General features: G+C 62.9%; 22 protein-coding genes. 14 read left to right on the forward strand and 8 right to left on the reverse strand.

Features of this window, described 5'->3' with window-relative positions; translation table 11 throughout:
• Window positions 1-23 precede the first annotated feature (23 nt).
• Both IVB22_RS03625 and IVB22_RS03630 read left to right on the forward strand, forming a co-directional pair.
• A complete protein-coding gene (locus IVB22_RS03625) occupies window positions 24-224 on the forward strand; it encodes a hypothetical protein (RefSeq protein ID WP_028346392.1) in 201 nt (66 codons plus the stop codon).
• Window positions 225-291: 67 nt separating this feature from the next.
• Window positions 292-978 (forward strand): hypothetical protein, encoded by a 687-nt coding sequence (locus IVB22_RS03630; protein WP_247515928.1) that lies wholly within the window; start codon window positions 292-294, stop codon window positions 976-978.
• Between the two features lie 13 nt (window positions 979-991).
• Here IVB22_RS03630 and IVB22_RS03635 read toward each other — a convergent pair whose 3' ends face one another.
• The gene (locus IVB22_RS03635; protein ID WP_247515929.1) at window positions 992-1738 is read right to left on the reverse strand and encodes a tyrosine-protein phosphatase; all 747 of its coding nucleotides are present in this window, start codon (window positions 1736-1738) and stop codon (window positions 992-994) included.
• Window positions 1739-1830: 92 nt separating this feature from the next.
• Here IVB22_RS03635 and IVB22_RS03640 point away from each other — a divergent pair, with 92 nt between their 5' ends.
• The gene (locus tag IVB22_RS03640; protein ID WP_308200349.1) at window positions 1831-2148 is read left to right on the forward strand and encodes an MliC family protein; all 318 of its coding nucleotides are present in this window, start codon (window positions 1831-1833) and stop codon (window positions 2146-2148) included.
• Between the two features lie 92 nt (window positions 2149-2240).
• On the opposite strand, the gene IVB22_RS03645 is transcribed toward IVB22_RS03640, so the two are convergent.
• Window positions 2241-2438, reverse strand: coding sequence for a DUF2735 domain-containing protein (locus IVB22_RS03645; RefSeq protein ID WP_247515930.1), 198 nt, complete (start codon window positions 2436-2438; stop codon window positions 2241-2243).
• A 569-nt stretch (window positions 2439-3007) separates the two neighbouring features.
• On the opposite strand from IVB22_RS03645, the gene IVB22_RS03650 reads away from it, so the two are divergent.
• The 3 genes from IVB22_RS03650 to IVB22_RS03660 all read left to right on the forward strand — a co-directional run bounded on the left by IVB22_RS03650 (window position 3008) and on the right by IVB22_RS03660 (window position 5634).
• Window positions 3008-4045 (forward strand): glutamine synthetase beta-grasp domain-containing protein, encoded by a 1038-nt coding sequence (locus IVB22_RS03650; RefSeq protein ID WP_247515931.1) that lies wholly within the window; start codon window positions 3008-3010, stop codon window positions 4043-4045.
• A 192-nt stretch (window positions 4046-4237) separates the two neighbouring features.
• Window positions 4238-4942 carry a GrlR family regulatory protein gene (locus IVB22_RS03655; RefSeq protein WP_247515932.1) on the forward strand — a complete coding sequence of 235 codons (705 nt, stop codon included), beginning with the start codon at window positions 4238-4240 and terminating at the stop codon, window positions 4940-4942.
• A gap of 5 nt (window positions 4943-4947) precedes the next feature.
• Complete coding sequence (locus tag IVB22_RS03660) at window positions 4948-5634, forward strand: substrate-binding domain-containing protein (protein ID WP_247515933.1); 687 nt, start codon at window positions 4948-4950, stop codon at window positions 5632-5634.
• A gap of 3 nt (window positions 5635-5637) precedes the next feature.
• Here IVB22_RS03660 and IVB22_RS03665 read toward each other — a convergent pair whose 3' ends face one another.
• The gene (locus IVB22_RS03665) at window positions 5638-6081 is read right to left on the reverse strand and encodes a DMT family transporter (protein ID WP_247515934.1); all 444 of its coding nucleotides are present in this window, start codon (window positions 6079-6081) and stop codon (window positions 5638-5640) included.
• Between the two features lie 374 nt (window positions 6082-6455).
• On the opposite strand from IVB22_RS03665, the gene IVB22_RS03670 reads away from it, so the two are divergent.
• On the forward strand, window positions 6456-7160 hold the full coding sequence (locus IVB22_RS03670) for a hypothetical protein (RefSeq protein WP_247515935.1): 705 nt from the start codon (window positions 6456-6458) through the stop codon (window positions 7158-7160).
• Here the strand turns inward: IVB22_RS03670 and IVB22_RS03675 are convergent.
• The 3 genes from IVB22_RS03675 to IVB22_RS03685 are packed head-to-tail and all read right to left on the reverse strand — an operon-like array spanning window position 7157 to window position 10789.
• On the reverse strand, window positions 7157-7357 hold the full coding sequence (locus tag IVB22_RS03675) for a hypothetical protein (protein WP_247515936.1): 201 nt from the start codon (window positions 7355-7357) through the stop codon (window positions 7157-7159). The genes IVB22_RS03670 and IVB22_RS03675 overlap by 4 nt on opposite strands.
• Window positions 7354-8550, reverse strand: coding sequence for a PepSY-associated TM helix domain-containing protein (locus IVB22_RS03680; protein ID WP_374207455.1), 1197 nt, complete (start codon window positions 8548-8550; stop codon window positions 7354-7356). Before IVB22_RS03680 ends, IVB22_RS03675 begins: the two co-directional genes overlap by 4 nt.
• Window positions 8510-10789 carry a TonB-dependent siderophore receptor gene (locus IVB22_RS03685; protein ID WP_374207449.1) on the reverse strand — a complete coding sequence of 760 codons (2280 nt, stop codon included), beginning with the start codon at window positions 10787-10789 and terminating at the stop codon, window positions 8510-8512. The genes IVB22_RS03680 and IVB22_RS03685 overlap by 41 nt, the downstream gene beginning before the upstream one ends.
• A 323-nt stretch (window positions 10790-11112) precedes the next feature.
• Between IVB22_RS03685 and IVB22_RS03690 the strand changes: the two genes are divergently transcribed.
• The 3 genes from IVB22_RS03690 to IVB22_RS03700 all read left to right on the forward strand — a co-directional run bounded on the left by IVB22_RS03690 (window position 11113) and on the right by IVB22_RS03700 (window position 14145).
• The gene (locus IVB22_RS03690; RefSeq protein ID WP_247515937.1) at window positions 11113-11988 is read left to right on the forward strand and encodes a S1C family serine protease; all 876 of its coding nucleotides are present in this window, start codon (window positions 11113-11115) and stop codon (window positions 11986-11988) included.
• On the forward strand, window positions 11985-12362 hold the full coding sequence (locus tag IVB22_RS03695; protein WP_247515938.1) for a response regulator transcription factor: 378 nt from the start codon (window positions 11985-11987) through the stop codon (window positions 12360-12362). Before IVB22_RS03690 ends, IVB22_RS03695 begins: the two co-directional genes overlap by 4 nt.
• 160 nt (window positions 12363-12522) lie before the next feature.
• Entirely contained in the window at window positions 12523-14145 is a 1623-nt protein-coding gene (locus tag IVB22_RS03700; protein WP_247515939.1) for an ABC-F family ATP-binding cassette domain-containing protein, read from the forward strand.
• A gap of 93 nt (window positions 14146-14238) precedes the next feature.
• Here the strand turns inward: IVB22_RS03700 and IVB22_RS03705 are convergent, their stop codons facing one another.
• Window positions 14239-15213, reverse strand: a complete 975-nt coding sequence (locus IVB22_RS03705; protein ID WP_247515940.1) for a glycerophosphodiester phosphodiesterase family protein — start codon at window positions 15211-15213, stop codon at window positions 14239-14241.
• A gap of 161 nt (window positions 15214-15374) precedes the next feature.
• On the opposite strand from IVB22_RS03705, the gene IVB22_RS03710 reads away from it, so the two are divergent.
• From IVB22_RS03710 to IVB22_RS03720, 3 genes are read left to right on the forward strand one after another with little or no spacing between them, the layout of a single operon-like run.
• A complete protein-coding gene (locus IVB22_RS03710) occupies window positions 15375-16250 on the forward strand; it encodes an MBL fold metallo-hydrolase (RefSeq protein ID WP_247515941.1) in 876 nt (291 codons plus the stop codon).
• Window positions 16251-16285: 35 nt separating this feature from the next.
• The gene (locus IVB22_RS03715) at window positions 16286-16963 is read left to right on the forward strand and encodes a nitroreductase (protein ID WP_247515977.1); all 678 of its coding nucleotides are present in this window, start codon (window positions 16286-16288) and stop codon (window positions 16961-16963) included.
• A 12-nt stretch (window positions 16964-16975) separates the two neighbouring features.
• Window positions 16976-18136 carry an acyl-CoA dehydrogenase family protein gene (locus tag IVB22_RS03720; RefSeq protein WP_247515942.1) on the forward strand — a complete coding sequence of 387 codons (1161 nt, stop codon included), beginning with the start codon at window positions 16976-16978 and terminating at the stop codon, window positions 18134-18136.
• A gap of 50 nt (window positions 18137-18186) precedes the next feature.
• On the opposite strand, the gene IVB22_RS03725 is transcribed toward IVB22_RS03720, so the two are convergent.
• Window positions 18187-20271 (reverse strand): methyl-accepting chemotaxis protein, encoded by a 2085-nt coding sequence (locus IVB22_RS03725; RefSeq protein WP_247515943.1) that lies wholly within the window; start codon window positions 20269-20271, stop codon window positions 18187-18189.
• Window positions 20272-20433: 162 nt separating this feature from the next.
• On the opposite strand from IVB22_RS03725, the gene IVB22_RS03730 reads away from it, so the two are divergent.
• Window positions 20434-21195, forward strand: a complete 762-nt coding sequence (locus IVB22_RS03730) for an SDR family oxidoreductase (protein WP_247515944.1) — start codon at window positions 20434-20436, stop codon at window positions 21193-21195.
• Window positions 21196-21349 lie beyond the last annotated feature (154 nt).

Raw genomic sequence — 21349 nt, forward strand, 5'->3', positions numbered from 1 at the left:
AACAAAAGGCAGGGGGATTTGTCATGGGTTTGCCGGATCACGGTTTACCGCTTGTTCAGCTTAAGGAGCAGCGGCGCGACCTGGTCGTAGCGCTGCAAAATCGCAGCGGTCCGGTTTCGAGCTGGGAATTGATGCAGATCGCTGCGATCCAGCAGGCGATCTCGGCGTTCGAGGACGTCATCGCCGATCTCGATGCCGAACTGGAAATGGAAGCGGCGGCCTAAGCCAGCAACGTGCCGCGCGATCCGTCTGCAGCTTTACGGAGCAGGCGCCGGAGCGTAGGATCGAGCGGTGCGCTCCGCTCTGACATTGCCGGTCGTGCTCCTCGCATTGTACGCACTGCAAACGGTTGCGGTGCGGGCACAGGCCTGTGTCGCCGATCAAGGTGGCGACCTTGTCTGTGGTGCGGGCAATACCGCGTCGCGCGTATTCGCCGACACCACATCGCCATCCAAGAATTATGCATTCGCCTGGCGGACCGCGCAGGGCCTGCCGTCCGGCCGCGATGCTCCCAACGGCGTCGAAAACGTCCTGATCCGTGTCACCGATGGCGCGGTGCTGGCCACGCTCGGCGGCACCCATTGGGAGACTGGCGAGGTGCGGGCCAACCGCTCCGAATTGATGGCGGCGTGGTCGCCGGATAGCCGGGCCGTCGTCGAGGTCGCGAACAGCCGCTGGGACAGCGATTCCTTTGCCTATTACCGGATTGATGGAGCAACGGCGACCAAGCTCGATCTGCGCGCGCTGGTCGAGCCTGTCTTGACAGCCAGGCTGCCGCCGCGAAATCGCGAGGGTAATTCGTTCCGGGTGCATGAGGATCTGCCGGTGACACTTGATGCGCGGGGCCGCCTTCGTTTTACCGCGATGCTCTATGTGCCCAAGGGCGAAACCAGCAACGACTACGTGGTGCAGGTCAACATCAGGGATCGAGGCGGCAAGCTGTCCGCGCAGGTCGTGTCGGTGCGGCGGGCAAATTAGGTACGCTTACAAATCAGCCTTGCAGGTAGCGCGCCTCGAGATGGGCGCGTTCGGCTTTGCCGAGGCCGAGGCCATCGCGGAGATAGCTTTCGAGATCGCCGTAGTCGGCGTCGATGGCCTCGAACGCGGTGGCAAGAAACGATGCCTGCACCGAACCCAGCACCTGTCTGATCTCGTCGGGCAGGTCGGTGCTGTGATTGGGATCCCTGCGGTAGAAGCGGTTGGTCAGGAGATAGTCTTCCGAGATGATGTCCTTGGAAACGCCGAGCGTGTGCAGGATCAGCGCGCAGGCGAAACCGGTGCGGTCCTTGCCGGCGGTGCAATGGATCACCAGCGGCGCGCGATCTTCCAGGAGATGTGCAAACAGCGTGCGGAAATGCTGCGTGTTGTTCTGTACATAGCCGCTGTAGGAATCGCGCATCACCTCGACGGCGTGTTCCGTCGACAGCGGCGTGCCGGCGGCCGCGATGGCGCGCAGCGCCGCAACGACCGTGGGTTCGACCGGCAGCGAATGGACTGATATTTCAGGCATGCCGCACAGGGCTGCGGCGCGCTCCTCGGTGCCGCGAAAGTCGAACGCGCTGCGGACGCCGAGCTCCCGCAGCACGGAGACATCGTCGCCGGTGAGATGGCCGAGATGGTTGGAGCGGAAGATCTGCCGCCAGCGCACGGTCCGGCCGTCGCTCGTGGGATAGCCGCCGAGATCGCGGAAATTGCTGGCGCCGGCGAGATTGAGATGGCGGTCGGGGGAGACTGACATTGGCTGGTTCGGATGATCTTGAGTGGCGGACGGGGGAAGGGCATGTCGTCCGCTCCCGTCTCGTCTATACTGAACCCTGCAGGGGGCGAAACATGAAATGTCGCAGGAATACAATTTTTGGCGCTGCGCTATGCGCCGCGGCGATGGCAACCGCGCCGTCGGCCGCGTTCGCGCAGTCGACTTTCCGGAACTATCGCTGCGCCGACGGGGCGCAATTCATCGTCGGGTTTTTCCGGTACGATTCCCGCGCCCATCTGCAGCTCGACGGCAAGGCGCTGACACTGCCCAAGCGCGTGGCGCTGTCGGGATCGCGCTATCAGGCGAAGGGCGTGACCCTGAGGATCACCAAGGCGGGGGTCACCACGCTCAAGCACGCCAAACGGCCGACTACGACCTGCGAGCAGACGTGAAAAAGGGCCGAAACGATATCGTTTCGACCCTCTTCAATTCACTGTCCGAGCCTTGCTGATCGGGCGCGTCCCTGCCAAACACCTCCCGGGCATCAGTGATCCCGCCCGCTCTTTTCGTCCTCGATGGCGGCGGCGTGGTACCAGCTCCCGCTGCAATCCACGAAGTTGGCCTGCGGGACGGCAAGCTCGGTCTTGGCCTCGCCATAGCGACGCCCCTCGAGAGCCGCACGGCCCCCGGTCGGGAATTGATAGATCTTAGCAGACCCCTGATTCAAACCTGGATTCATCATTTCGGTCTCTCCTTGTCGAAGCGACAGCCTCCATGGTGCGCCCGACTCGTTCTCTAGTCGTTACAATCCAGGATATCAGCCGTGCCCTCCGCGGACGCAAGGTGACTAAGAGAACGGCACTAGATGTCTAATTCGTAGGCATTCTGGGCGTTGCTTCCTGCAAGGCAGCGAACGAATGGCCAACGCGTGAGCCGGCCGGAAGGTTGCCGGCGGAAGCGTACCTTCCCGGCGAATGGGTTGAGGAGCTGCCGCAGCTTTAATCGCGGAACGGCACGACTGCGAAAATGCCGGAGAAATGGGCTGGATTCGGGCTCCAGACGAAGCGCCCGGCTGCCCGCTTCCGCGGCCTGCCGCGCTCGTATGTCGCACCTTTTATTTGAGAAGGCGCGGTCAGCAGCTTGTGGACGGCCATTGCCGCAGTGCAGCGATTGGCACGTTAAATGCTTAGTAAGGCGTGGCCTGACGTGGCCGGGTACACGTATGCGGAGACCTCCAGGGGCTGGGCGTCAAAATCCAGATTTCAAGGCTTCGGTTTTCCGCATTCCACTAACAGCTCAATGAGAGGCTCAATGACCAAGTACAAGCTCGAGTATATTTGGCTCGACGGCTATACGCCGACGCCAAATCTGCGCGGCAAAACGCAGATCAAGGAATTCGACAAGTTTCCGACGCTGGAACAGCTTCCGCTGTGGGGTTTTGACGGCTCGTCGACCATGCAGGCCGAAGGCCACAGCTCCGATTGCGTGCTGAAGCCGGTTGCAGTCTATCCGGACGCCGCGCGGGAAAACGGCGCGCTCGTGATGTGCGAAGTCATGATGCCCGATGGCAAGACCCCGCACCCCTCGAACAAGCGCGCGACCATCCTGGACGATGAAGGCGCCTGGTTCGGCTTCGAGCAGGAGTATTTCTTCTACAAGGACGGCCGTCCGCTCGGCTTCCCGTCGGATGGCTATCCGGCGCCGCAGGGCCCGTACTACACCGGCGTCGGTTACTCGAACGTCGGTAGCGTCGCCCGCAAGATCGTGGAAGAGCACCTCAACCTCTGCCTCGCCGCCGGCATCAACCACGAAGGCATCAACGCCGAAGTGGCAAAGGGCCAGTGGGAATTCCAGATCTTCGGCAAAGGCTCCAAGACCGCCGCCGACCAGATGTGGATGGCCCGGTACCTGATGCTGCGCCTCACCGAAGCTTACGGCATCGACATCGAATTCCACTGCAAGCCGCTCGGCGATACCGACTGGAACGGCTCGGGCATGCACGCCAACTTCTCGACCAAGTACATGCGCGAAGTCGGCGGCAAGGAGTACTTCGAGAAGCTGATGGCGGCCTTTGATAAGAATCTCATGGACCACATTGCCGTCTACGGGCCGGATAACGACAAGCGCCTGACCGGCAAGCACGAGACCGCCCCCTGGAACAAGTTCAGCTACGGCATTGCCGACCGCGGCGCCTCGATCCGCGTTCCGCACTCCTTCGCCAACAGCGGATACAAGGGCTATCTGGAAGACCGCCGTCCGAACTCGCAGGGCGACCCATACCAGATCGCTTCCCAGATCCTGAAGACCATCGCCGAAGTCCCGACCGGCGCCAAGGCGGCTGCGGCCTAAGGAACCTGCGATATGACCCGGGGGCGCCCGGGCTGCAAAGCTGATCCGCCAAGGCAAAACCGCCTTGGCGGATCATTGCGTTTTGATGACACGGCGTCTTATGAGTTTGATTCAATTCCGCCGGTTCAAGGCCGTTTCCCTGCGTTGTGAACCGCGCTAGACAACGGCCGTGGGCTTGCCGGGGACACGGCATTGTTTGAGGGATTTTACAAAGTCAGGTTTCAGCTTGGCGCTGCGGTCGGCCGCAGCGTGATGTACGCGCGCGACGGCAGGATGCTGGGCGGCAACTCGGCCTTTGCCCATATCGGCACGTACGAAAAACGGGACGACGGCGTCGACATCGTGATCCAGACCGTCCGCCATAACCCGGACCCGGCTTATCGCGCCATGGCCGGCACCGACGATGCCACCCTGCTGGCGAAGGGCAGGGCTGACGGAGACCTCTACCGCTTTCAAGGGGGCTTGAAGGAACTGCCGGGCGTGGCGTTCCATTCGGTGATGACGCCGATCGAGCAGGACGCCATACCGATCGCCGGCGGTGTCGGCGAGGGGGGCGTCGTCAATGGCCTCTATTCCATCCATGTTCGCCTGCTCGATGGCGTCGAAGGCGGCCTGACCGGTGTGATGCTGCTCAATGACGGACGCATCCTCGGTGGCGACGCATCCTTCTACTACGTCGGCACGTACACCTCGGAGAATGGCCGCTGGAAAGGCCAGATCCTCAATCAGGAGCATACGCCCGCGATGGGTGAGAACCCCGTCTTCGGCGGCCATGAAGTCGGCATCGGTTTTTCCGGTACCTGCGACACGGGGGGCGCGCTGCTTGAGGCGACCGCGCTCGCCGGCAAGCGCAGCCTTCGCATGACCGCGGTGCTCAAGCTGATGCACCGAGTGTAGCGAAGATGAGCGATACCGTGCGCGTGCTCTCAACGTTGGCATTGAAGGGGGCGGTCCATAGCCTGGCCGGACAATTCGAGGCGGCCGGAGGTGCGCGCATCAATGCCGATTTCGCGCCGACCCTGGCGCTGCTGGAGCGGTTGCGTGCGGGCGATGCCGCCGACGTTGTCATCCTGACCCGCGAGGGACTGGACGAGGTCGCGCGAGAAGGACGGGTGGCTGCCGAAAGCTGCGTCGACCTCGCGCGCTCCTGGGTCGGCGTTGCGGTGAAGGCGGGAGCCGCGCATCCTGATATCGCGACTGAGGCTGCACTGCGCGCGGCGTTGCTCGGCGCGCGATCGGTGGCCTATTCGCGGCTCGGCGCCAGCGGCATTCTGTTTGCAAAGCTGATCGAGCGGCTCGGCATTGCCTCCGAGATCAATGCAAAGGCGCAGATCATCCAGCAGAGCTTTACCGCCGAGAAGCTCGTCACCGGCGAAGCCGATCTCGCCGTCCAGCAGATCAGCGAGTTGAAGCAGGTGGGCGGGATCGAGGTCGTCGGTCCCATTCCACACGCCTTGCAAACGCCCGCGGTGTTTTCGGCGGGACGAATGGCGGCGGCGAACAAGCCCGCCGAAGCAGACCGGTTGCTGCGGTTTCTTGCGTCGCCCGAGGTCGCGCCGGCGTTACGCGAGAGTGGCCTGGAGCCTTGAATTTCACTCCCTGATCAAGACGACGCCGGCGATCAGGAGAGCCGCGCCTGCGAGCCGCGCGGCGCTGATCGGATGCGGCGTCAAGCCGAACGCACCGAAATGATCCAGCGTCACCGCGGCGAGAACCTGCCCCGCGACGACCAGCGCAAACAGTGTCGCCGCGCCGAGCGAGGGCAACAATAGGATTGCCAGCAGGATGAAAGCGCCACCGAATACGCCGCCGGACCACGCGTACCACGGCACATCGACAACAGTCTTCCACGTGGGAACCCGTTCGCGGAGTGCGATCACCGCAACGATCATGGTGATGAGGCCGCCGGCATAACTGACCAACCCCGCCCAGGCCGGCGACGTAAGCGCCGTGCGCAGGCTGCCATTGAGCACCTGCTGGGTGACGACGCTGACACCTGCGCCGAGCGCGAGGACGTAGAGGAAGAAATGTTGCATCGGGGTCCCCAATTCATGCCGCGCTGGCAGAGCGATCCGGCATTGCAAGGCCTGAAGACAACGCGAATGGCCAGCCCGGAACAAGAGGTCCCGCGGCGCAATTATTGCGGACGGGGGCTCGCCAACAAGCGGTGCTTTCCATGATCCGAAAACTGCAATCGGGCGAATACCGGCTCTATTCCCGCAAAATCAACCCGAAAACGGGCAAACGCCGTAACCTTGGAACCTTCAAATCCCGCGCGGCAGCGGAAAAGCACGAGCGCGCGGTACAATATTTCAAGCGCCATTGACCTGCGTTAAAACACGGCTGGTTCCAGGCCCTGGGCGGTGCTAAGCCCCCGCCAGATGATTTTGACAATTGCGGGACACTTTCGTTGCTGAACGGGCTCTACAAGGTCGAGTATGGCGTGAACGACGCGTTCGGCCGCAGCATCATGTGCATGCACAACGGTAAAATGCTGGGTGGAAACTCCGCTTTTGCCCATCTCGGCACCTATCAGGAAAGTGGCGGGGAAATTCTCGGCGAGGTCATCACCCAGCGCCACAATGACGACCCCTATTACAAGCCGCTGATGGACACCGACGTCGCCGCCATCAGCGTGCGAGGCAAGCTGCAAGGCAACAGGATTCGTTTTGAGGGCAGCGCCGCGCCGCGGCCCGGCGCCCTGTTCTGGGCCGAGTTGACACGGCTCGACGACGAGGGGTTACCACCGGTCGGTACCGTCGGGCAGGGCGGCATCGTCAACGGACTCTATTCCCACCAGCTTCGCGCGCTCGACGGTGTCAAGGCCCGGTTGTCGGGCGTCATGCTGCTGCTGGACGGGCGCATCCTGGGCGGCGACGCTTTCTTCTATTACCTCGGCGCCTACTCATCGGCCGACGGCCGCTGGAAGGGCGAGATCCTCAACCAGGAGCACACGCCGGCGAAGGGCGAAAACCCCGTGTTCGGCGGCCATGAGGTCGGCATCGGCTTTGCGGGCACCTGCGACGAGGCCGGTGCAGAACTCGAAGCCATTGCGCTGGCGGGCAAGCGCAGCCTGCGGCTGGCCGCCACGCTGAAGCTGATGCGGCCGGCCTAACCCCGCTTGCGCCGCGCGAAAAACCACGCGGTAGCGGCGACAGGTGCGCCGACCGCGATCCAGGAAAAATAGCGGCCGGCGCCTTCGGAGAGCAGCGCTGTCAATAGCCCCGCAATCGAGAGCACGCCGAGCAGGAGCGGGCCACCATACACGGTCCACCAATTGCCACTCGATCGGGAATTGCGTGCAGCGGTCATTCGGACGGCTGCAACAAGGGCCGCCCCGCGATGGCGTGGCTGCGGTGCTTGCGGCGTTTGACAATCCATAGATAGAGCCCGCTGCCGATCACGACGATGGTCATGACGTCGAGCAACGCCCAGATGATCTTCAGCGGCATGCCGCCATAGTCGCCGAAATGCAGCGGCTGCGAGATCAGCAGCGCCTTGAGATAGACGGGAAGGTCGCGCGCATCGGATACTTCCCCGGTTTCGCCATCCAGCAGCACCGGCTTGAGAAGCCGCGACGTTAACGGAGTGTCGCCGCGCATGAACACCGCGAAATGATGCGAACTCGTGAACGGCGTGCCCGGAAAGGCGACGAACGAGACGTTCATGTCGGGCGCGATCTTGCGCGCTCTATCGAGCGTTGTGTCAAGCGAGGCCAGGTGCACCGGCGGCGGCTTGCCGGCATAGGGCTTGACCATGTCAGCGAGTTCGTTGGCTTTCCACTGGCCCAGCATCACCTCGGCGAGCGTATTGATGACGCCGGTAGCACCAACCACCAGCGCCCATGCGATGGTTATCGCGCCCAGAAGATTGTGCCAGTCGAACCAGGCAATACGGCGCGACTTGTCCCGGAGGATGCCAAAGCTCAGGCGGCGCGTGAAGGGCCAGTACAACACCACGCCGGAGACGATCGCGACCAGGAACAAAAAGCCCATCGCACCGAGGAACAGCTTGCCGGGCTGGCCCGCAAACATGTCGACGTGGAGTTTTAAGAATATCAGCATCGGGCCGCCACCGACCGAGCCGAGCAGCTTGGCGGTGTGGGCATCGTACGCTCTGAGAGTCGCTGCATCCGGATCGCCATCGACCTTGCTATTGGTGAAGGCGATCACGTTGTTCGGTTCGTCCTTGTCCCACGCGATGTATTGCAGGACGCGGCCGGGATCGTTCGCCAGCGCGGTGCGGGCAATCTCGTCGATGCTCCGCTTCACCGCGCCCGGCTGGGCAATCTCGGGCTTCGGATCGTAGCCGAGCAGCTCATCGATCTCGTGATGGAAGATCAGCGGCAGGCCGGTGACGCACAGCAGCAGCAGGAACAGCGTCGATATCAGGCTGCTCCAGGTGTGGACGACCGACCAGATACGAACAGTTCTGGCTTTCAGTGCAGCCTCCGTCGCGTCTGCGCTACCATTTGTAGGCGAGGCTCGCCGTGACGCGGCGCCGATCGCCGTAGAAGCAGGAAGTATCGGACGCGCAACTGGCGACGTAAGTTTTGTCGGCGATATTGATGACGTTCAACGCCGCGCGCCAGTTTTGCCATTCGTAGTGGATCGTCGCGTCGTGAAGCACGACTGAAGGAACGATCAACGTATTCGCGGCATTAGCAAAGGACTTGCCGACGTATCGCACGCCGCCGCCAAAGCCAAAGCCTCGCAGCGGCCCCTCCTGGAACGTGTAGTCTGCCCAGAGCGATCCAATCTGCTGCGGCGTGTTGGTCGGCGTCAGGCCGAGCAGGGTCGGATTTGCGTCCTTGCTGATGAAGAGATCGTAGGTGGTGAACGCGCCAACCATCTTCAGACCGGGTGCGAGATTAGCCACGGCCTCCAGCTCCAGACCGCGCGAGGTAACCTCACCGGTCTGGTTCTGCAGAACCGGCGTGATGTTCGGAACTGTCGTCGGCACGTTTTGCCGCTTCAGATCGAACACGGCAATGCTGAAATGGCCGTTGAAGCCGTTAGGTTGAAACTTCAATCCTATCTCGGCCTGCTCACCGGTTTCAGGCAGGAACAGCTGGTTCGAAGCGTTGAGACCGATGATCGGGTTGTAGCTGGTCGCGTAAGCGGCATAGGGCGCGAGGCCGTTCGCGAAATTGTAGATCAGGCCGGCGCGGCCACTGAACTTGCTGTCCTCGCGGTTGTACAGCGTGGCTCCGGTCGGACGATCGCCCTGGCTGGTCGATACCCAGTCATTGCGTCCGCTCAACACCAGCGTGAAGCCGCCGAATTTGATCTGGTCCTGAATGTAGGTGCCGAGTTGATTTTGAGTCAGGAGAAAATTGCGGAACGGATCGGTGCCAGTGAAGGGTATGTCACCGACGCCGTAAACCGGGTTGAACACGTTGATCGAGGGCACGGTGCCAAAGGCGAAGATCTGATAGTCGTCAATCCGATAGGTTTTCAGATCGAGGCCAAACAGCATCGTGTGCTGCACCGGGCCGGTATCGAAACGATACTCCAGTTGGTTGTCCAGATTGCCCTGGTTGGCGGTGTTTTTCGCGTACCAATTGTAGCGGCCAATGTCGCCGGCGGAGGCGTTGGTGTAGCCGTTGCCGACAAAACCGCGATAGGTGATGTCGACATGCGCGTAGCGGGCATTCTGCCGGAATGTGACGCTATCAGAAACGTTGCGCTCGAACTGATAGCCGAGCATTTCCTGCTCGCGCTTGAACGTATCGACGCTGGGGTCGCCGACGAACAGTTTCGTCGGGATGCGCCCAAAAGGTGCGTTTACCACCGTTCCGACATAGGGAAGGAAGTTAATGCCGCGCGTATCCGTCTTCGATGCTGATGCCAGCACGGTGAACGTTGTATCGGCGTCCGGCTTGTAGGTGACGGACGGAGCGATGAAATAGTTATTGTCAGGCGTAAAGTCGACCTGGGTGCCGCCGTTCTGGACCTGGCCGACCACGCGGTAGAACAGTTTTCCGTTTTCGGGCGCGGTCGCAACCGGGCCGCCGAAATCGAACGATAGATAGGCGTTGCCGAAATTGTTGACGCCGGTCTCGATATACCTGATCGGCTCGGCCGGAGGCATCTTGCTGACCGCGTTGACGATGCCGCTCGGGCTGGAGCCGCCGTACAGCACGGCGGAGGGGCCGCGGAGCACCTCGACGCGGGCGAGGTTGAACGGTTGCAGCTTCCAACTCGCATAGGAAGTGTAGAAGAGCTGCAGGCCGTCGAGGAACAGGCCGATATCGTCGGATTTGAAGCCCCGGATCAGGAACCAGTCATTGCGTGTGTCGGCACCAAACGTTCCGGCGACGACGCCCGGCGTGTAACGCAGGATCTCATCGAACTTGCCGGGCTTCTGGTCGCGAATCTGTTCGCTGCCGATCACCGACAGCGACTGCGGCGTCTCCATGATCGGCGTGTTGGTCTTGGTGCCCGCCATCGAGCGGCCGGCGACGTAACCCTGGACCGCGCCGCGCGGAATCTCGACGACGACGGTGGTTGCCTCGCGTTTTGGTTGGGGCCTTTGGGAAGCAGCCGTGCTTTGCGCCGCCGGCCGCCGGCTGCGCCGCGTCGTCGTCGCCGCGGTGCGCTTCTCAGGTGCGGTGACAACGACCGACGGGAGCGATTGCGACGCGGAGCCGGAACTCGACTGCGCGAACGTCGCCTGCGGCCACAACACCAATACGGAAGCGGTCGCCGACGCGGCGACCTTCAACAAATCACGAGACTTCAAAGCGTCACCCCAACCTGCGAGCACTTGTCGCGCTTTCAGGAAAATTTGGCAGCGCAACCCCAGTGGGACGCATAACGCGAGGGACGACGATTCCTCTAATAGAAAGGTTCTTAGAGTAACTCTTAGAAAGCCTCCAAAAATCAACGCAGAAGATTGCTAATCGTCGCAACAACACACGGTATCTGCGAAGTCGGCACACCTCGGTGATGTTGGTTCCGTGGTGCTGCGCTCGTCGTTAAAAGCAACCGCGCCTCCCCATCAGGCTAGTTCCCGAACGCGATCGGAACTCCCAGATTGAATCAAACAATCCAGGAGTTCCTGTCATGACCGACCCGAGCGCAGCCACCCTTTCCTCGTTCTCCTCCGCGCTTGCCGAACTCGTCGCCCGAACAAAGCCGGCGATCGTCTCGGTGCATTCGCACCGCTTGCAGGCCTCGGGCTTCGTCTGGAAACCCGGCCTGATCGTGACGGCTGACGAGGCGTTGGCCGACGAGGGCGAAGTCTCGGTCAGGCTTGCCGACGGAACGACGCGGCCAGCCAGCATCGCCGGACGCGATCACACGACCGACATCGCGCTGTTGCGATTTGATGCCCAGAATATTGCGCCGATCGCGCTTGCATCCGTCGTTCCGGATCTCGGCTCGCTGTCGGTCGTGGTCGCCGCCGAGCACGGCGTTCCCACCGCGGCGCTGGGTACCGTATCGCTGGTTGGCACCCGCTGGCGCAGTCTTCGTGGCGGCGAGATAGACGCCCGGATCGAGCTCGGCGTGCGGCTGCGACCCAGTCACGAGGGGGGCCTCGTCCTCAATGCCTCCGGCGAAGCGATTGGCATGGCTGTCCAGGGGGTGCGACGCGTTCTTGTCATTCCCAGCTCGACGATCGGCCGGGTCGCAGGAAGACTTGAAACCCATGGCCGGATCGCGCGGGGCTATCTCGGGGTTGGGCTGCAGCCCGTCAAGCTCGACGATGGAATCGGCGCGATGGTGATGAGTGTCGATAGATCGGGCCCATCGGCCGCCGCCGGCATCCGGCAAGGCGATATTATCGTCGGCTGGAACGACGAGAAACTCTCCGGCGTGCGTTCGTTGTTAAGAGCGCTCGGGCCGGACAGCGTCGGCTCGGTCGTTGACGTCACGATTCGGCGCGGCGGCGAACCGGTGCGGATCAAGCTCACGATCGGCGAAAGGGCGGACGCGTGAGCGAGGAGGTTGCACCGGTCGTTGTCGTCGCCATCGAGATTTCCGATCCCGCGCTGGCGGACCGGCTTGCATCGCTGCTCGGTGGCGTTACCGGCATCCGCCTGGCGACACCGGGGGAGGCAGCCGCGGTCGCGCTCGTGTCGCGTGAGGCGCAAGCGGTCCTCCAACCTGACGACATCGAACTTACACCGCGTGAACGCGACGTGCTGGTGCTGATGGCCGAAGGAGCATCGAACAAGGCCATTGCGAGACAGCTTGGAATATCCGTTCACACGGCCAAATTCCACGTCGGATCGCTGCTCGACAAGCTCGACGCCACCGGCCGCACCGACGCCGTGGCACACGCTGCGCGACGGGGCGTAATCCATTTGTAACGCCGCGCGCTCGGCAACGCGGGAGCAGTTGCAGACCCTTGGCATATAATCCTAAAGGTGGCGGGAATCTGCTCCGGGAGAGCGGTCCGGAACCGCTTCCACTAGCGCGCCGGATGTCCTAAGCAGCGGGCCGCAGCGATTTCCTTCTTTTCAGGCCCCAATGATCCGTCTCGATAACGTCAGCAAGCAAGTCGGCCACCAGATCCTCTTCATCGAAGCTTCCGCAGCCCTTCAAAAGGGCGAGAAGATTGGCCTTGTCGGCCCGAACGGGGCCGGCAAGACCACGCTTTTCCGGATGATCTCGGGCCAGGAACTCCCCGACGAGGGCCAGGTCTCCCTCGATCGTGGCATTACTATTGGCTATTTCAGCCAGGACGTCGGCGAGATGTCGGGCCGCAGCGCCGTGGCCGAAGTCATGGACGGGGCAGGGCCCGTAAGCGTCGTGGCGAGCGAGCTCCGGGAACTCGAGGCCGCGATGGCCGACCCTGATCGCGCCGACGAGATGGAAGACATCATCGCGCGCTATGGCGAGGTGCAGCACCGCTTCGAGGAACTCGACGGCTATGCCCTCGATGGCCGCGCGCGAGAGGCGCTGTCGGGTCTCGGCTTCAGCCAGGAAATGATGGAAGGCGACGTGGGCGCACTGTCGGGCGGCTGGAAGATGCGGGTGGCGCTGGCGCGCATCCTCCTGATGCGGCCTGACGTGATGTTGCTGGACGAGCCGAGCAACCATCTCGACCTGGAAAGCCTGATCTGGCTGGAACAGTTTCTGAAGGGATACGAAGGCGCGCTGTTGATGACTTCGCATGATCGCGAGTTCATCAACCGCATCATCAACAAGGTCGTCGAGATCGATGGCGGTACGCTTTCGACCTATTCCGGCAATTACGAGTTCTACGAACAGCAGCGCGCGCTGAACGAAAAGCAGCAGCAGGCCCAGTTCGAGCGCCAGCAGGCGATGCTGGCCAAGGAAATCAAGTTCATCGAGCGCTTCAAGGCGCGCGCCTCGCATGCGGCGCAGGTGCAGAGCCGGGTCAAGAAGCTCGACAAGATCGAGCGCGTCGAGCCGCCGAAGCGGCGGCAGACGGTGGCGTTCGAATTTCTGCCGGCGCCGCGCTCGGGCGAGGATGTCGTCAGCTTGAAGAACGTCCACAAGGGCTATGGCAGCCGTACCATCTATCAAGGGCTCGATTTCATGATCCGCCGCAAGGAGCGGTGGTGCGTGATGGGCGTCAACGGCGCGGGCAAGTCGACGCTGTTGAAGCTGGTGGCAGGCTCGACCGAGCCCGACGACGGCACGGTGGCGGTCGGCGGCAGCGTCAAGATGGGCTACTTCGCCCAGCACGCAATGGATCTGCTCGACGGCGAACGCACCGTATTCCAGTGGCTGGAGGATTCCTTTCCGCAGGCAGGACAAGGCTCGCTCCGCGCACTGGCAGGCTGCTTTGGCTTCTCCGGTGACGATGTCGAGAAAAAATGCCGGGTGCTGTCAGGCGGCGAGAAGGCTCGTCTCGTCATGGCAAAAATGCTCTACGACCCGCCGAATTTCCTGGTGCTGGACGAGCCGACCAACCATCTGGACCTCGCGACCAAGGAAATGCTGATCAACGCGCTGTCCGAATTCGAGGGCACCATGCTGTTCGTCTCCCACGACCGGCATTTTCTGGCCGCGCTCTCCAATCGCCTGCTCGAGTTGACGCCGGAGGGCATCCACCAGTTTGGCGGCGGCTACACCGAGTATGTCGCGCGCACCGGGCAGGAAGCGCCGGGGTTGCGGAGTTGAAGTCGTAGCCCGGATGGAGCGAAGCGCAATCCGGGGTTCTCTCCGGTAGCTGAACTGTTCCCGGATTTCGCTTCGCTCTATCCGGGCTACAAGCTACTTGCGTGTGAGCCGCGCGATCGCCTCGATCTCATTGGTCCAGATGCCGCCGGAATAGTTTTGCGGCAGACGCGCAAACTGTTCAGGCGTATCTATTCCGGTTGAGAACTCACCGCCGCGGTAAGGGCCGAGCACGAAGACTTCGCTGTTGGCGGATTTCATGCGGTTCAGGAAACGGTCGGGCCAGCCCCAGAGCCAAGGCGCCGCATTGACCGGAACCAGTACCATCGCGTTGTGGCAGGCTCCCGGCACGATGCCGCTCCAGCCGTAGCCGATGTAACCGAGCAGGCAGCGCTTGATCGCGCCACGCGAGATCGTCCTGATGTCGCTCGCGCGCTGGCGCACGATCTCGACCGGCTCGTCGCCGCCATAGACCATGATCCGCGCCCGGCGCTCGGCGGGAAGCTTGTTCAGCACGGCCGCCAGCTTCTCTCCCTCGGAAGGGTCGCGGCCCTTGACGTTGATCAGCAGCCGCGCTTGCGGAAAGGTTTCCAGCACCTCAGTGAGCGTCGGCATCAGGCCGATGCCCTTGCCGCGAAAGGGAAAGGTCTTGCCGCCGTCAGCGGTATAGCCATGGCCGATGTCGAGCTTCTTCAAATAGGCCATGGAGTGTTCGCGCGTGACGCCTTGGCCATCGGTGCGGCAATCCAGCGTCCAGTCGTGAAACACCGCGAACTCGCCGTCGGTAGTGGGATGAATATCGAGCTCGACGATATCGGCCCCGGCCGCAAAACCGGCGCGCATCGATTCGATCGTGTTCTCCAGATACTGATGGCTTGGCGGCAGCATTCGCGCTGCGGTGCAGGTGTCGTTCTTCAGCTCTCGTTCGTCGAAGCGCTGGGCAATGCCGCGATGTGCGAGCAGGGCAGGCTTGCCCTCCCGGTGCGCGGCGAGATGATTGGTGTTGTTGATGTAGATGCCTGCCGCGAGAACGACGATCGCCAGCACGGAATATTTGAGTTTCTTATTCAAGACTTGCCCCCGCGTAAGAAGCGCATTCGCTAGGCAGCATTTCTGTTCGATTTGCGGCGGAGGGTAGGGAAAGCCGAAACGCATGGCACTACAACTTGCGCGCGACTTGTCGGTGCTGAACTCGCCCGTTACGCTGCCAAGAAACGGGGAGCGGAACGGCCATGAAACAGCTGAGGATCGGCGACATCACCATCGACGCGGTGATCGAGCGCGAGGGGCCGTGGCGGCGGCCGCAGGATTTTTTTCCGGCTTACGACGAGTCGGTGTTCAAGCATCATCTCGCCGGGATGGAGCCCGAGGTGTTCGACACGGCGCTGGGGTTGATGGTGATCACCTACCAGACCTTTGCCGTCCGCACGCCGCGCTATACCATCCTGGTCGATACCTGCACGGGCGAGGACAAGGGCCATCCGCCGCCGTTCGATTTTGCCGGCAAGGAGCGCTGGCGCAACGAGCTGTTCGCGCTCGGCATCGCCTATGAGCAGGTGGATTACGTATTCTGTACCCATTTGCACATCGACCATACCGGCTGGAATACCACGCTGCGCGACGGGCGCTGGGTGCCGACGTTTCCCAACGCGAAGTACATATTCCATAAGCGGGAATATGCGGCATGGGAGGCGGAGAGCGCCAAGGGCGCCAATCCGCCCGGCACGGTTTTCCGCGACAATTGCCTGCCCATCATGGAGGCTGGGCAGGCCGTCCTGGTTGACGACGACTACGCGCTTGACGATACCGTTACGCTAACGCCGACGCCGGGGCATTCGCCCTGTCACTGCTGCGTCAACATCTTCTCGAAGGGCAAGCGCGCGGTGGTGGCCGGCGACCTTATGCATCACGTCATTCAGTGCCGCGAGCCGGAATGGTCGGCGAAGCCGGACTGGGACCCGAAACAGTCCGCGATCTCGCGTCGCAAATTCTTTGCTTCCGTCGCCGGGACCGACACGCTGATCCTGCCGATCCACTTCCCGACACCCACCGCCGGCCTGATTACCGCGGATGGCGACCGCTTCGATTATCGTTTCAAAAGGGACTGACCATGGGAATGCAGCGGACGGACGGAATGCAACGGATGGATTTCGAGACGCTGGTTCAGTCCCGCAAGAGCGTGCGCGGTTTTACCAGGGAGCCCGTCGCCCGCGCCGTCATCGAGGACATCGTCGAGGTCGCCAAGCGTGCGCCATCGTCGATGAACACCCAGCCCTGGCATATCCACGTCCTGACGGGCGAGCCGCTGGAGGAAGTGCGCCGCCGCAACATGGAGGAGATGATCTCGGGCGCCAGCCCCAAGCGCGACATCATCAGTCACGGCGAATACCAGGGCGTGCATCGCGGTCGGCAGGTCGATATCGCGAAAAAGCTGTTCGCCGTGATGGGGATTGCGCGTGACGACAAGCCGATGCGGCAGGACTGGGTGCTGCGCGGCTTCCGGCAGTTCGACGCGCCGGTCTCGCTGGTTCTGACCTATGACAAGATTCTCGATCCTGGCGCGGTGTGCCATTTCGATCTCGGCGCGCTCTGCTACGGCATCGTGCTCGCCGCCTGGGACCGCGGGCTTGGCAGCGTCATCAATGGGCAGGGCATCATGCGCTCGGACATCGTGCGCGAGGTCGCCAATATCCCAGAGGAAGAGGTCATCATGACCTGTGTCGCCATGGGCTATCCCGACGACAGCTTTCCCGCCAATGCGGTGCGCTCCGATCGCGAGCCCAATGGCGATTTCGTGCGTTATGTCGGCTTCGCGGACTGAGAGGTTTTGACGATGAGTACCGATGAGGAGACCGCCCTGATCCGCGAGACGGTCGCGAAGTTCGTCGACCGGGAGCTGATTCCGCTTGAGCCGCATTACCTGAAGTCCAAGCTGCCGGGCTCCGATCATCCGGAACTGACTGTCGAGCAGAAGCAGCGGCTGCGGACGGTCTCGAAGGATCTGGGATTGTGGGGCCTCGATGCGCCCGAAGACCTTGGCGGCCATGATTTGCCGACCCGCACCATGGCCGCGGTCCACGAGGAGCTCGGCCGCACCTGCGTGCCTTTCGTGTTGCCGCCGGACTCGCCGAACCTGCGCGTGCTGCAGGCGGTCGGCACCGAGGCGCAGAAGCGGAAATACATGCAGCCCTATATCGAGGGACGCATGGTGTCGGCGATCGCAATTTCCGAACCGGGCGCCGGCGGCGATCCGGCCGCGATGAAGACGCGGGCAGTGCTCGACGGCGATCAGTGGGTGCTGAACGGCCGCAAGATCTGGATCAGCAACGCGCGCGCCGCCGATTTCATCATCGTCATGGCCCGCGTCGGCAGCGATGCGCGGCAGGGCGGCATCACCTCCTTTATCGTCGAGAAGGGCACGCCCGGCTTCGTCATCGAGCGCGAGATCCCGATGCTCGGCGGCGGCTCGACCTACGAAATCGTGTTCGAGGATTGCCGTATCCCGGCCGACTCCGTGCTCGGCGAAATCGGCAAGGGCTATGCGCCGATGCAACTCCGGCTGCGCACGCGGCGGCTCGAGATGGGGTCGACCTGCATGGGCATCGCCAGGCGCGCACTCGACATGCTGTGCGAGCACGCCAGGCAGCGCGAGACGTTCGGCGTCAAGCTTGCCGATCGCCAGGCGATCCAGTGGTGGATCGCCGATATCTCGACGCGCATGCATGCTTGCCGGCTGATGGTGCGCGATGCCGCCGACAAGACCGACCGCGGCGAGGATATCCGCCACGAAGCCTCGATGATCAAGGTGTTTGCGACCGAGATGGCCTATGAGGCCTGCGATCATGCCATGCAGACGCTCGGCGCGCTCGGTATGACGTTGGAACTGCCGCTCAACGCACTCTGGCAGAAGGCGCGGCTGATGCGGATGTACGAGGGACCGAGCGAGGTCCACCGCCAGTCGATCGCGCGCCGTGTGCTCGGGTTGCGCGGGTAGGATGCTCAAGCGGATCGGCCAGGCGTGCCCGGCCTAATCTGATATTCGGATCAAGCCGCACGCACCTCCGACAGGAAGCGGTTGACCTGTCCGGCGAGATCCTTGGACTGCGAGGACAATTGCTCGGCCGCGCCGAGTACCTGATTGGCGGCGGCGCCGGTGTCGTCGGCGGCCTTCTGGACGCCGGTGATGTTGGAATTGACCTCCTGGGTGCCGCGCGCGGCTTCCTGCACGCTGCGCGAGATTTCCTTGGTCGCGGAGCCCTGTTCCTCGATCGCGGCTGCAATCGCGGTACCGATCTGGTCGATCTCGGCGATCACGTTGGCGACGTTCTGAATCGCCGTGACGGTCTGGTCGCTCGCCGCCTGAATGGAGGCGATCTGCTCGGAGATTTCGGTGGTCGCCTTTGCGGTCTGGCCGGCCAGCGATTTGACTTCGGAGGCGACGACGGCAAAACCGCGGCCGGCATCGCCGGCGCGGGCGGCTTCGATGGTCGCGTTCAGCGCCAGCAGGTTGGTCTGCGCGGCAATGCTCTGGATCAGCGTCACGACGTCGCCGATCTTCTGGGCGCCCTCGGCGAGCGAGCGGGCGCTGTCGCCGGTGCGCCGCGCATTGTCGACCGCGCGGGCGGCGATTTCGGTCGATTGCGCCACCTGGCGGCCGATTTCCGAAATCGAGGAGGCCAGTTCCTCGGTGGCGCTCGCAACCGTCTGCACGTTGGCGGAAGTCTGTTCGGAAGCGGCGGCTACGATGGCCGCCTGACGATTGGTGAGGGTTGCGGTCGACGACATCGACTGTGCGGTGTCTTCCATGACTGACGATGCCGACGACAGCCCGCCGACGAGTTCGGTGACCTTGGCTTCGAACACGCGGGTGAGTTGGTCGAGCACCTGGGCGCGGCGCATCTTGCCGTCGTTCTCGGCGGCCTTCTCGGCGGCGAGCCGTTCCGCCTCGATCATGCTGTCCTTGAAGACGCCAACGGCAGCAGCCATCGCGCCGATTTCGTCGCCGCGCCCGGCGCCGGCGATTTCACCGGAGACGTCGCCGCCGGCCAGCCGCGACATCGTGGCGGTGAGGTCGACGATCGGCCCGCAGACACGGCGGCGCACCATCACGATCAGCGCGGCGCTGGCGGTGACAACCGAGACCAGGCCTGCGAGCGCGATCAGGAAGCTGAACCGTGCCGAGGAATAGCCCGTGCCAAGGATGTACTCGGCGTTGTCGTAGAAGGCGTTGCGCAGCTCAACCACGGAGCCGAGGCCGATTTGCGACTCCGCGTAAAAGACGTCGACATCGTGCTCGTATTTACCGCTGGCAGCGCCATCCTTGACAAGTTTCACTTCCTTGCCGAAGCGCTCGACATAGAGCTCGTTCATCTTGTTGAGCGCCGCCGCCACGTTGGAAGGCGTCGCGGGATTGCCGCGCAATTCCTGCAGCGACATCAGGATCTGGTCGGCGCGGCCTTGCGAGCGGCTGAACTCCATCTTTTCGGCCTCGGTGGCGGCGCGCTTGGCGCCGACGAGGTTCTTGTGGATGCTGGCGTTGTAGCCGCCGACGTCGCGCAGGTTCCAGGCGATGTTGGCGTAGACCGCCTGCCGGTAGGCGTCACCGTCGAGCTGCGCCATCCGGCGCACTTGTTCATCGAGCAGCTTGGTGACCGCGGCGTTGAACACGGCATTGTCGGCGACGATCTTTCTGGCAGCATCCTTGCGCGCTTCGGCCGGGCCGTCGATCGCCTTGTCGATGGCGTCACGCAGCGCATTGAATTTCACGTTCAGCTCGTCGATGCCGGTGCCAATCGCCGTGGCATCGTCGAGTGCGCCGGAGAGGTTCTTGCGGACCGCATTCATCTTGTCGCGCGCGTTGTCGGTGTTCTTGCGCAGTTTCTCGTTGAGCTCCCTGCGTACCGCCGGATCGACCGCGGGCGGGCCATAGAGGATATTGGTGGAAAAGCCGCGCTCCGAGTTCATGTAACGCGGGATATCGCCGACGGCGCGCACCACCTCCAGCCGGCTCTGGGCGATGGAGACCTTGTCCATGGTCTGGTACTTCGAAACCGCCACATAGACGGCGAGCCCGCCGCCGACGGCGGAAAGCGAGACGATGGCAGTGGTCAGGAGGGTGCCGATTTTCATGGGATTTTTGGCCATTTGCGATGGTACGGACGTGCGGGCCACCAGTATAGGTGGTGCAACTTAATCCAGGGTTTACGGTGGGCCGTGTCACACCGGCGGCCTCCTATTTCGTCTTGGTGATGGGGCGCGGGTTGCCACGGCTTCAGAGAGAGGAGCGAGGAAATGAAGATTGTTATCATCGGCGGTACGGGCCTTATCGGCTCGAAATTGGCCCCGTTGCTCCGGTCGAGCGGCCATGAGGTGCTGCAGGCGTCGCCGAGCAGGGGCGTCAACGCCGTGACGGGGGAGGGCCTGCAACCAGCGCTTGCGGGTGCCGACATTGTCGTCGACGTGTCGAATTCGCCCTCGTTCGAGGACAAGGCGGTGCTGCACTTCTTCGAGACGGGCACGCGCAACCTGATCGCGGCTGCGCAGCAGGCCGGCGTACGGCATTGCGTCGCGCTGTCGATCGTCGGCACCGACCGGCTCGAGAGCAGCGGCTATTTCCGTGCCAAACTGGCACAGGAGCGGCTGATCGCGAATTCCGGTTTGGCCTACACGATCCTGCGCGCCACCCAGTTCTTCGAATTCGTCGGCGCGATCGCGGATTCCGGGCGCAGGGATGGCGCGGTCCATGCCTCCAGCCAGTTGATGCAGCCGATGCTTTCCGACGACGTCGCCGCAGCGCTCGCCGACGTGACCCTCGGCGAGCCTTCCAACGGCATACGCGAGGTCGCAGGTCCCGAAGCGGCGCCGCTTGCGGACTTCGTCGGCCGCTGGCTCCGCAAGCAGGGCGATACCAGCCGGATCGTGGCGGGCGCTGACGTGCCGTATTACGGCGCGCCGCTCGCGTTGCGCACGCTGGTGCCGGACGACGGCGCGCGGATCATGCCGACACGTTTCGACGATTGGCTGGGCAGGGCGGCGCTTCGCTCCTCGCAATGACGGCGAAGATTGCATGGGCTCGTCATGCCCGCGAAGGCGGGCAGATGGACTCACATTTGAAGTGCAACGGTTGATTTGAGGAGAGAGAATGCCTCGGCTGGGGTTTTGAAGTCGAGGCATTTTCGCGGCGTCTCATTGTAAGTTCGGACGATGC

The organism is Bradyrhizobium sp. 190 (assembly GCF_023073415.1).
Taxonomy (GTDB): Bacteria; Pseudomonadota; Alphaproteobacteria; order Rhizobiales; family Xanthobacteraceae; genus Bradyrhizobium.